This window comes from Paraburkholderia sp. SIMBA_054 (assembly GCF_046534875.1).
GTDB lineage: Bacteria > Pseudomonadota > Gammaproteobacteria > Burkholderiales > Burkholderiaceae > Paraburkholderia > Paraburkholderia hospita.
Map to the genome: position 1 here is coordinate 58614 of NZ_JAWRXV010000053.1, position 10073 is coordinate 68686.

General features: G+C 65.4%; 9 protein-coding genes and 1 riboswitch. Of the genes, 4 read left to right on the forward strand and 5 right to left on the reverse strand.

The features are described 5' to 3' along the window. Positions 1–46: 46 nt before the first annotated feature. The 5 genes from SB822_RS41590 to cobG all read right to left on the reverse strand — a co-directional run bounded on the left by SB822_RS41590 (position 47) and on the right by cobG (position 5654). Positions 47–1000, reverse strand: a complete 954-nt coding sequence (locus SB822_RS41590) for a flagellar brake protein (RefSeq protein WP_410857445.1) — start codon at positions 998–1000, stop codon at positions 47–49. 161 nt (positions 1001–1161) lie between these two features. Continuing rightward, positions 1162–2898 carry a precorrin-3B C(17)-methyltransferase gene (cobJ, locus tag SB822_RS41595; RefSeq protein ID WP_410857446.1) on the reverse strand — a complete coding sequence of 579 codons (1737 nt, stop codon included), beginning with the start codon at positions 2896–2898 and terminating at the stop codon, positions 1162–1164. Beyond that, positions 2886–3644 (reverse strand): precorrin-2 C(20)-methyltransferase, encoded by a 759-nt coding sequence (locus SB822_RS41600; protein WP_024162817.1) that lies wholly within the window; start codon positions 3642–3644, stop codon positions 2886–2888. Before SB822_RS41600 ends, cobJ begins: the two co-directional genes overlap by 13 nt. Further along, the gene (locus tag SB822_RS41605) at positions 3644–4270 is read right to left on the reverse strand and encodes a precorrin-8X methylmutase (RefSeq protein WP_410857447.1); all 627 of its coding nucleotides are present in this window, start codon (positions 4268–4270) and stop codon (positions 3644–3646) included. Before SB822_RS41605 ends, SB822_RS41600 begins: the two co-directional genes overlap by 1 nt. Next, on the reverse strand, positions 4263–5654 hold the full coding sequence (gene cobG / locus SB822_RS41610) for a precorrin-3B synthase (protein WP_410857448.1): 1392 nt from the start codon (positions 5652–5654) through the stop codon (positions 4263–4265). Before cobG ends, SB822_RS41605 begins: the two co-directional genes overlap by 8 nt. An 85-nt stretch (positions 5655–5739) precedes the next feature. Next, positions 5740–6024, reverse strand: a riboswitch (cobalamin riboswitch). 88 nt (positions 6025–6112) lie between these two features. On the opposite strand from cobG, the gene cbiE reads away from it, so the two are divergent. From cbiE to cobM, 4 genes are read left to right on the forward strand one after another with little or no spacing between them, the layout of a single operon-like run. Then, on the forward strand, positions 6113–7321 hold the full coding sequence (gene cbiE, locus SB822_RS41615) for a precorrin-6y C5,15-methyltransferase (decarboxylating) subunit CbiE (RefSeq protein WP_114222734.1): 1209 nt from the start codon (positions 6113–6115) through the stop codon (positions 7319–7321). Then, positions 7321–8421, forward strand: a complete 1101-nt coding sequence (locus tag SB822_RS41620; protein ID WP_114222733.1) for a cobalt-precorrin-5B (C(1))-methyltransferase — start codon at positions 7321–7323, stop codon at positions 8419–8421. Before cbiE ends, SB822_RS41620 begins: the two co-directional genes overlap by 1 nt. Then, positions 8418–9155: a cobalt-precorrin-6A reductase gene (locus SB822_RS41625; protein WP_410857449.1), complete on the forward strand. Its 738-nt coding sequence runs from the start codon at positions 8418–8420 to the stop codon at positions 9153–9155. Before SB822_RS41620 ends, SB822_RS41625 begins: the two co-directional genes overlap by 4 nt. Then, positions 9152–9874: a precorrin-4 C(11)-methyltransferase gene (gene cobM, locus SB822_RS41630; RefSeq protein ID WP_079488863.1), complete on the forward strand. Its 723-nt coding sequence runs from the start codon at positions 9152–9154 to the stop codon at positions 9872–9874. Before SB822_RS41625 ends, cobM begins: the two co-directional genes overlap by 4 nt. The last annotated feature ends 199 nt before the right edge of the window (positions 9875–10073 follow it).

The window sequence follows — 10073 nt, forward strand, 5'->3', positions numbered from 1 at the left end:
GCAAATGACCGGGCCGTTTTTTCATACGCGAGTGCAACGCCAGGCGTTACTTCGGTCCACTCGTCCAGAAGATCACATCGTCGATCCGGTCGAACACATAGACTTTCAGCGCCATCTGCTCGACCTGATTGAGCTGGTCGAACTCGATGCCGTGCGTAGCGGGATCGCCTGGCTTCGAGCCGGGCTGCACATTGCGGATGGTCGCCGTGGTTTCGATCGGCGTCTCCATGTCCTTGGAGCGCAGCGTGAACGCGACGCGGATGCGCTTACCCACGTCACCGACCGTCCACGGAGCGGAAAACGACATACCCATCGCGCTCACGCTCTGCACGAGGCCGAGGCTTTCGTAGCCCGAGCCTTGTGCCTCGACGCTGAAGCGCAGCGGCAGGCTCGCGCGCACGCGCACCGACTTGCGCTCGCGCAGCCGGCGGACCACGCCCGGCTTCGACAGCACGAGATAGTGGAACGGCACCTGGCAGACGGAATCGACGGTACACACGAAGCGGAACACCGCCTGGCTCGCAATCGCGACGATCTCGACGTTCTCGCCGACGGAGAGCGCCATCGGCTTCCCATCGACGAGCGGCGGGGTGACGAACAGCGACTCGTTCGGCGCAAAGCCGATGATGCGCGACGGATGCATCGGCGCGCCCATGCCGACCTGCGAGCGCACGCCGATCAGCGCGCCGATCGTCAGATGCATGTCCTTGAGCGCGAGCGCTTCGGCGTCGCCTGGCTTGGCTGCCGCCTGCGCGGCGGGCGTGCCGTCGTCGTACGCGGTGTCCAGGTCGCCGCGCTGCGGCTTGAAATGCTGGAACAGGAAGCGGTGCTCATCCGCGCCGATTACGATCGCGCCGCGATCGAACAGCAGCGCACCATCGCTGTCGATAATCGGAAACTCGAGCGGCGTGCCGACGGGTACGGCATCGGGCGAAAGCTGACGCGCAGCGGTGACAGGCGCGCTCGCGTCTGTGTCGACAGTGACTTCACTGGTTTGCATGATGGGCGAATGAAGCGGTGGCCGGAGATAATCGTTGTATACGTCGCGTTATGAAAAAACTTTAGTTCATTTTTCTTGCGCGGCCGTAATTCACCTTTCGCCGGCTTTATTCAATTTCAATAAATGGCCGGGTTAAATCGATGCAAACGTTTAAGCGGCTCCTATTCGTACCAGCGCGGTGTGTAAACCCATTCCCGGCCGCGCCTGGCGGGGCGGAACACGCGGGTCGTCGACGAGCCGATTATTACCATTGTCCGCATATCGACATCGGCGGATTTCAGCTCGGCGAGCGTCGTCGTTTTCAATGTCGCGCCGGGACGGCCAATATCGCGGCCGAGCACGACGGTCGTCGAGGGCGCGCGGCATTCGCGCACGATATCGAGCGCCTTGTCGAGTTGCCACGGACGGGCGCGCGAAATCGGGTTATAGAACGCCATCACCAGATCGGCTTCGGCCGCGTGCCGTAGCCGCTTTTCGATGATCGACCACGGTTTCAGATTGTCCGACAGCGACAGCATGCAGAAGTCGTGGCCGAGCGGCGCGCCCGCCTGCGCCGCCGTCGCCAGCGCGGCGGACACGCCGGGCACGATTTCCAGTTCGACACCCGCCCACCCAGCGTATTGCGCGTCGTCGCGCACTTCGTCGAGCGCTTCCAGTACGGCGGCTGCCATCGCGAACACGCCTGGATCCCCGGACGACACCATCGCCACGTGCCGTCCCGTGCTTGCCAGTTCGAATGCATGGCGGGCGCGCTGCATTTCCTCGCGATTGTCGGTACCGTGCACGCGCTGGTCCGCGCGGAACGGGCCCGCCATCTTCACGTAGGTTTCGTAGCCGAGGATGTCGGTGGCCTGCGTCAGCGCTGTGCGTGCGGCGGGCACCATCAACGACGCGTCGCCGGGCCCGAGGCCGATCACGCTCAGCTTGCCGCGCGCGCGGCCGACGGTCGCGGGATCGAGCGGCGCGTGCGCGACGGCGAAGGCGATGGGCGTGTCGGCGTTTGCATCGAGCGCATTGTGGGGGACGCGTAAGGTTTGGCGAAGCATCTCTGCCGCGTCGTTGTCTTCACCGCTGCCGACGGCGAAGCGCAATGCGACCTGCAACGCATCGGCAGCCTGCTGAAGCGCGGAATCGCCCGTCAGCGAAGCAGGCGCGAGCAGCACCGCCAGCGATTGCGCCGCCAGCCCATGCGTCTGCGCCGCTTCGAGTATCCGTTGATGCAACGAGCCGTCATCCGGTCCCGTTGCATGGACGGCAACGACGACACTGCGCGGATGAATCACCAGTTCGTCCGTCGCGCCGTTCCACGCCAGCGGCGTGACGCGGATCGCGCGTTGAGCGTTGTCGGCGCGCGGCAGTTGCACGCTGTCAAGCCACGGTGCGTCGCCTTCGATGCGCGTCGCCTCGCCCGCGAGCAGATCGGACACGAAGCGCTTGCCCTGGTCGATGCTGGCGAGCGTATAGCCGTCGGGCGGATTCAGCACGCACGCGCCGAAGCGCAGCTCGCCGCTCGTCGTGATCGCGGGCGGCACGTCGAGGGCGGCGGCGATTTCGCGCGCCATCACGTTGACGCCCGACAGCCCGCCGAGCAGCGGCACGACGGCGCTGCCATCCTCGGCGACGGCCAGCACGGGCGGCTCGACGCCTTTGTCTGCGAGCAGCGGCGCGATGCAGCGGATCACGATGCCCGCCGCGCACAACGCGATGATCGGCGTGCCGCTCGCATACAGCTCGCGCAGATGCGCGTTGAGTTCCGTGTACGCGACATCGGCGTCGGCGACGCGGCCTTGCAGGCCATGCACCTGCGCGCCGTCATAAAGGGATTGCACGCGCCGCGCCGTGTCCTGCGCGCCGACGCCGAGTATCACGATTGCGGGCGGCGCCGTCAGCCTTGCCATTTTTCCCCCGGCACGACGAGCAGCGAGAAGTAGGGCGACGCCATCGGATCGACTTCGGCGAGCGGCACGATGCGCTGGTTCGCCATCGTCGCGCGTTCGACGTACAGCGCGCGTTCCGCGAGCCCCAGTTCGTCGAGCACGCGGCGCACCTTGTCGAAATTGCGGCCGAGCTTCATCACGACGGCGGCATCGGCAGCGGCGAGACGGCGCTTGAGTTCGTCTTCGGGCAACACGCCCGACAGCACCGACAAGGTCTGGTTGCGATACACGAGCGGCTGGCCGAGCACGGCGACGCCGCCGAGCATCGAGCACACGCCGGGCACCACTTCGCCTTCGAAGCGCGGCGCAAGACGGTTGGCGAGCCGGTCGTGCAGGTACATGTACGAGCCGTAGAAGAACGGATCGCCTTCGCAGATCACGGCCACGTCGCGCCCCGCGTCGAGGTGCTTCGCGACCACTTCGGCGGCCGTGTCGTAGAAGTCGGCGATGATCGCTTCGTACGACAGCGGCGGTTCAAGAGCTTCCGTCGTCACGGGATAGACGAGCGGCAACTGCTCCTGTTCGTTCGACAGATGCGACTCGATGATCGAAAACGCGTTGCCTTTCTTGCCCTTCGCGACGAAGTACGCGACCACGTGCGCCGACTTCAGCAGCCGCAGCGCTTTCACCGTGATCAGCTCCGGGTCGCCGGGGCCGACGCCGAGACCATAGAGACGCCCGCGCGTGCTGTTCGCCTGATCGGCCATTATTCGTCCTCCGATGCGAGCGCATTTACGGCGGCTGCCGCCATCGCGCTGCCGCCGCGCCGGCCTTGCACGGCGACGAACGGCACGCCGCGGCTATTGGCGGCGAGCATCGCCTTCGACTCCGCCGCGCCGATGAAGCCGACCGGGAAGCCGAGAATCAGTGCGGGGCGCGGCGCGCCGCTATCGAGCATGTCGAGCAGATGAAAGAGCGAGGTCGGCGCATTGCCGATCACGACGACGCTGCCTGGCAGATGTGGTCGCCACAATTCGAGCGCCGCAGCTGAACGCGTGTTGTTCATCTCGCGCGCGAGTGCGGGCACGGATGGATCGGCCAGCGTGCAGATCACTTCGTTGTGCGCGGGCAGCCGCGCGCGTGTGATGCCTTCGGCGACCATGCGCGCGTCGCAGAGGATCGGCGCGCCGTTGGCGAGCGCATGGCGTCCCGCGTGGCCCGCGCCCTCCGAAAAGCGCAGATCGCCGACGATATCGACCATCCCGCACGCGTGGATGACGCGCACGGCGAGTTTTTCGAGGTCGGCGGGAATGCGCGAGAGGTCGGCTTCCGCGCGTATCGTCGCGAACGACTGGCGATAAATTTCCTGTCCGTCGCGGATGTAGTCAAGCATCGAATGGCTCATCAGTTGGGGGAAGGGCGGACGCGTGTAGCACGTCCGCGGCTTCGTCGATCGTCAGACCGCGCGCGATGCATCGGCCGAAGCCGTTGGGGTCGCGCGGGTCGTGTGTCTGGTACAGGTCGTAGCGGCCGTCGGCCACTGCGAGCAGCGTGTAGGGCGCACGGTGCGCGGCCGCGCATGAACGCGGGCAGCCGCTGAGATGCACTTGCGTATGTTGGGGCACGTGTGCGGCGAGCTTCAGGGCATCGGCCTTCGTGTCCGCGTGGCTCTTCGCGCAGCCGGTTGAGCCGGTGCACGCGATCACGCGGGTTAGCGGATTGTCAGCGGTGGTGGCGAGGCCGAGTGCATCGAGCTTCCGTAACGTTGCGTCTAGGTTCGCTGGGGCAATATCGGTGAGCAGCAGGCTTTGCCATGGCGTCATGCGCAGCGTCGCGCGTTCATTGCCGCGTACGAGTTCTGCGAGGCCGCGCAATGTCGCGCTGTTTATACGGCCCAATGAGGGCTGGGCGCCGACATGCCAACGTTCGCCGTCGTTTTGTCGATGCCCGCCGAGCCTTCGCGATGCATCAGCCGGTTCGCGGCGCCAGCGTTCGATCGACGCGTCGCGCAGCACGTGTACGCCGCTCTCGCGTTCGGCGTGCTTGATGATGCTTTCGATGGAATGCGCGGTGAGCAGATCGCGCATGCGGGTATCGTCCCGCGCGGCGAGGTCGAGGAACGTGTGCACGAGCGCTCGCGTGAACGTTGCAAGATCCGAAGCCGCAACGGCGGCTAACGCGCTCTCATGTTCCGCAGCAACGGGCGGACATCCCGCGAGGCCGAATGCGAACAACACGTCCGAACGCGCGGGATGCGGCATCGCCGAAAACCAGATGTCGTGCGGATGATCGAGCATCATCAGACGTTCGCCGCCATCGAGCATCAGCGAAAATTTCGGCGAGAGCGCGGCGAAACGCGTGTCACTTTGCAGCAGTGTCAGCAGATCGCCAGCGAGCGCGGTTGCGTCGAATAAGGCGTTCGCATCGCGGCCCGTCGCTGGGCTGATCATTACGTTGCGCACGTCATCAGCGAATGCGTGCTCAATGTTCTGCGGGCCGAGGCCCGCGTCGAGCAGCGCCGCAATGAGCGCGTCTTCATGACCGTGCTTGACGCCGCGCAATTGCAGATTCGCGCGATTCGTAATGTCGACGATACCCGACGCGTGTTCGTCGATCGCCCCAGCGATGGCGAACGCCTGCGTTGCGCTCAACTCGCCGCCCGCCAGCTTCACGCGGCAGATGCCGCCGCCGTCGAGCGCGGGCACGATGCGCAACAGCCCCGGACAAGCCGAAGGGCGCAAGGCGGAAGCGTCGGACGAATGGAAAGCGTGGCTCAAGACATCACCGGGTTAACGTCGCGCGACGGCCCGGGCATCTCGAAGGAGAGCGGCTCGGCATCGGTACACCCCGCCCGATGTTGGCTGGCACGAACTGTTGGCCGGCAGGTGTCCTGTGTCGACCAGAGTTGACGCTTTAGCGTCTTACTCTGGTCCCATGCAAAGCTGTCGACCAGAGTTGACGCTTTAGCGTCTTACTCTGGTCCCATGCAAAGCACTCACAGGTCGTCCATGCCGGGCCTTCCCGGGTTTTCCAGTGGCGCGCGTTGGCGTGGACTCGCTGCATACAGTTGCGGGGGCAGTCACGGTCATCGCAGTGATGTGTGTTCCCTCTTAGGCCCCGAAAGGCACCGGCGAACGGGTATTATGCCTTTTTTCGAACAGCACAACGATGCCGCAGCCTTGAAACACGGCCCGCAGCAGCGTTTTCAGTACAGTAAGCAGATGAGGATCGACGCATGTCGGCGTGGCTGACCGTGGTGGGAATGGGCGATGACGGTTTTGCCGGCCTGGGGAAAACGGCGCGGCGCGCGCTGATCGACGCGTCGGTGATCTATGGCGGCGAGCGGCATCTGGCGATGCTGCCCGTGTGCCTGAACGCCACGCGCGAGCCTTGGCCGCATCCGTTCGACATCGCGCCTGTGCTCGCGCGGCGCGACACGCCCGTGTGCGTGCTGGCGAGCGGCGATCCGATGTTCTACGGCGTCGGCGCGACGCTCGCGCGCTACGTTCCCGCCGATGAATTGCGCGTGCTACCGGCTCCCTCGTCGGTGTCGCTTGCGGCGGCGCGTCTTGGCTGGGCGTTGCAGGATGTGGCGACCGTGTCGCTGGTCGGTCGGCCACTTGCCGCGCTGCAGATGCATTTGCACGATGGCGCGCGCGTGTTCGTGTTGAGCGCGGATGGCGCGACGCCTGCCGCCGTCGCCGCATGGCTCGTCGAACGTGGCTTCGGCGCGACGCGCATGAGTGTGATGGAGCATCTGGGCAGCGCGTCCGAACGCCTGATCGACGCTCGCGCGCACGACTGGTCGATCGGTGAGACGGCGTCGCTGAACGTGATCGCGCTCGACTGCCGGTGCGATACGTCGTCCGATGCGCCACGGCTCGCGTTGACACCGGGACTGCCCGACGACGCCTATCGTCACGACGGCCAGTTGACCAAGCGCGACGTGCGCGCGCTGACGCTCGGACGCCTCGCGCCCGCGCCTGGCGAACTGCTGTGGGACGTCGGCGCAGGCTGCGGGTCGATCGGTATCGAATGGATGCGCGCGCACGCCAGTTGCCGCGCGATAGCGATCGAAGCGAACGGCGAGCGTCAACGTTTCATCGAGCACAATCGCGACGCGCTCGGGGTGCCGGCACTGCAACTGATCGCAGGCAAGGCGCCTGACGCATTGCAAGGCCTGCCCGCGCCCGACGCGATTTTCATCGGCGGCGGCGTGACCGCGCATGGTGTGCTCGACGCCTGCTGGCGCGCGCTGAAGCAAGGCGGGCGGCTGATTGCGAACGCCGTCACGCTCGAAGGCGAGGCGGCGCTCGTTGCGTGGCGCGCGCAGTATGGCGGCACGCTGACACGCATCGCGCTTGCCGAGGCGCAGGCGCTCGGCGGCTTCGAGACGTGGCGCTCCGCGCTGCCGATCACGCTACTCGACACCCGCAAACCGTGATGCGCGACGAAACGCCCGAACAGCCCGCGCCGCTGCGCAGCGGCTACACGACGGGAAGCTGCGCGACGGCGACGTCGCTGGCGGCGGCGCGCCTGCTGCTGTCGGGTATCGCGAGCGATGTCGCGGAAATCGTGCTGCCGAAAGGCCAGCATGTGCCGATGCAACTCGTGTTCTGCCGCCTGATCGACGGCGGTAAGGACGGCGCCGAAGCGGGCACCGTCAAGGACGCGGGCGACGATCCCGACGTCACGCACGGCGCCGTGGTGTTCGCGCGCGTGCGTCTCGCCGATGAACCCGGCGTGCGTTTTCATGCGGGGCCGGGCGTCGGCACGGTGACGCGCGCGGGCCTCACGCTGCCCGTCGGCGAGCCGGCCATCAACCCGGTGCCGCGTCAGATGATGACCGCGCATCTCGCCGAACTGGCCGCCGAGCATGGCTACGCGGGCGGCTTCGAAGTGACGATTGGTGTCGAGAACGGCGAAGCGCTGGCGCAGAAGACGATGAATCCGCGCCTGGGCATTGTCGGCGGGCTGTCGATACTCGGTACTACGGGCATCGTGCGGCCGTTCTCGTGCTCGGCGTATATCGCGTCGATCCATCAGGGCATCGACGTCGCGCGCGCGAACGGCTATCGGCATATCGCCGCGTGCACGGGCAATGCGAGCGAAGACGCGATGCGCGCTTACTACCAGTTGCCCGATATCGCGCTGATCGAGATGGGCGACTTCGCGGGCGCGGTGCTCAAGCATCTGAAGCGCGCGCCCGTCGACAAGCTCAGCATGTGCGGCGGCTTCGGCAAGCTGAGCAAACTCGCGGCGGGGCATCTCGATCTGCACAGCCGCAATTCGAGCATCGACTTGCCGCAACTCGCCGCGTGGTCGGCCGGACATGCCGCGAGCGACGCCGCGTTGCAAGCCGCTATCGTCGGCGCGAACACGAGCCAGGAAGCGCTCGCGATGGCGCGAAAAAAAGGCGTGCCGCTCGGCGATATCGTCTGCGCACGCGCGCGTGACGTGGCGCGCGAAATTGTGCCCGCGTCGGTCGAAGTCGAGATGTTCGCGATCGACCGGCAGGGCAACATCATCGGAGTGGCGCGATGAAGCGCGTGTTATTGCTCGGCGGCACGGGCGACGCATTGCAGATCGCGCGGCAACTCGGGCCGCAGCATGTCTATAGTCTGGCGGGACTCGGTCGCGTGCCGGAAGGGCTGGCGTGTGAAGTGCGCGTCGGTGGGTTTGGAGGCAGCGAAGGGCTTGCGCGTTTTATCGAAAGCGAAGGCATTGCGCTCGTGATCGACGCGACGCATCCGTTTGCCGCGCAAATGAGCGCGAATGCGGCCGCGGCGTGCCGCGAGGCCAAGGTGCCGTGCTGGGCGCTGCGCCGCGCGGGCTGGACCCCGCAAGCGGGCGACGACTGGCGCATGGTGGGCAGCTGGGATGATCTGGTCGATGCGATCCGTCCGTTTCGTCGAGTGCTGTTCACGTCGGGCCGCGAACCGCTTGCGCATCTGGACGAAATACCTGTGCATCAATACTGGATCGTGCGCTGTCTCGACGCGCATCCGGGCAACGGGCGTGCACACATCATCGACGCGCGGGGCCCGTTCGATATCGACGGCGAGCGGGCGCTGTTCGCGCTGAATCACATTGATGTGCTGGTGACGAAGAACAGCGGCGGAGCGGCGACGCAGCCGAAGCTCGAGGTCGCGCGCGAACTGAAGGTGCCCGTGGTGATGGTGCAGCGTCCTTCGCTGCCTGAGGTCGATCGCGAGTTCGACAGTCCGGCGCAACTGCTGCGCGCATTGAACGAAGAAGATTGGAGTGCTGTGAAATGACGGTGTTTTTTATCGGCGCGGGACCGGGTGATCCTGAACTGATCACGGTGAAGGGGCAGCGCCTGGTGCGCACGTGTCCGGTGATTCTGTATGCCGGTTCGCTTGTGCCTGAAGCCGTGTTGAGCGGCAATGTCGCTGAAAAGGTGGTGAATACGGCTGAGCTTGATCTGGAGGCGATCGTTGGTCTGCTTGCTGAAGCGCATGCGAAGGGGAGGGACGTCGCGCGCGTGCATTCGGGCGACCCGTCGTTGTATGGCGCGATTGGGGAGCAGATTCGCCGCTTGCGGGCGCTTGGGATTCCGTATGAGATCGTGCCGGGTGTGACGGCTACGGCGGCCTGCGCGGCCGCGCTTGGGGTTGAGTTGACGTTGCCGGATGTGTCGCAGACGTTGATTCTCACGCGATATGCGCGGAAGACTTCGATGCCTGAAGGGGAGCAGCTTGCGGATCTTGCGCGGCATCGTGCGTCGATGGCGATTCATCTTGGGGTGCGGCATATTGCTAGTATTGTCGATGAGCTGACGCCTCACTACGGTGGCGACTGTCCCGTCGCGGTGGTTTATCGGGCTAGCTGGCCGGATGAGGAGAAGGTTGTTGGTACGCTTGCTGATATTGTTGAGAGGTTGCAGGGGATGGATATTCAGCGTACCGCGTTGATACTGGTTGGGCGGGTGCTCGATGCGGAGCATTTTGCGGATTCGACTTTGTATTCGAAGTAGAAAGGTTTTTTTTTCGCGGCGCGGGCTGGATGGTTTGTTTGTGGTTTGCGCTGGCATCCAGCGTTATGCCTTCGTGGCTCGGTCGGTTTGGTTTTTTTGGGGTTTTCGCGGGCATCCGCGTGTTGCCTTCGTGCTTCAAGCGTTGCCCCTGTGCGGGGCGGCACCTACTTTTCTTTGCCGCCGCAAAGAAAAGTAGGCA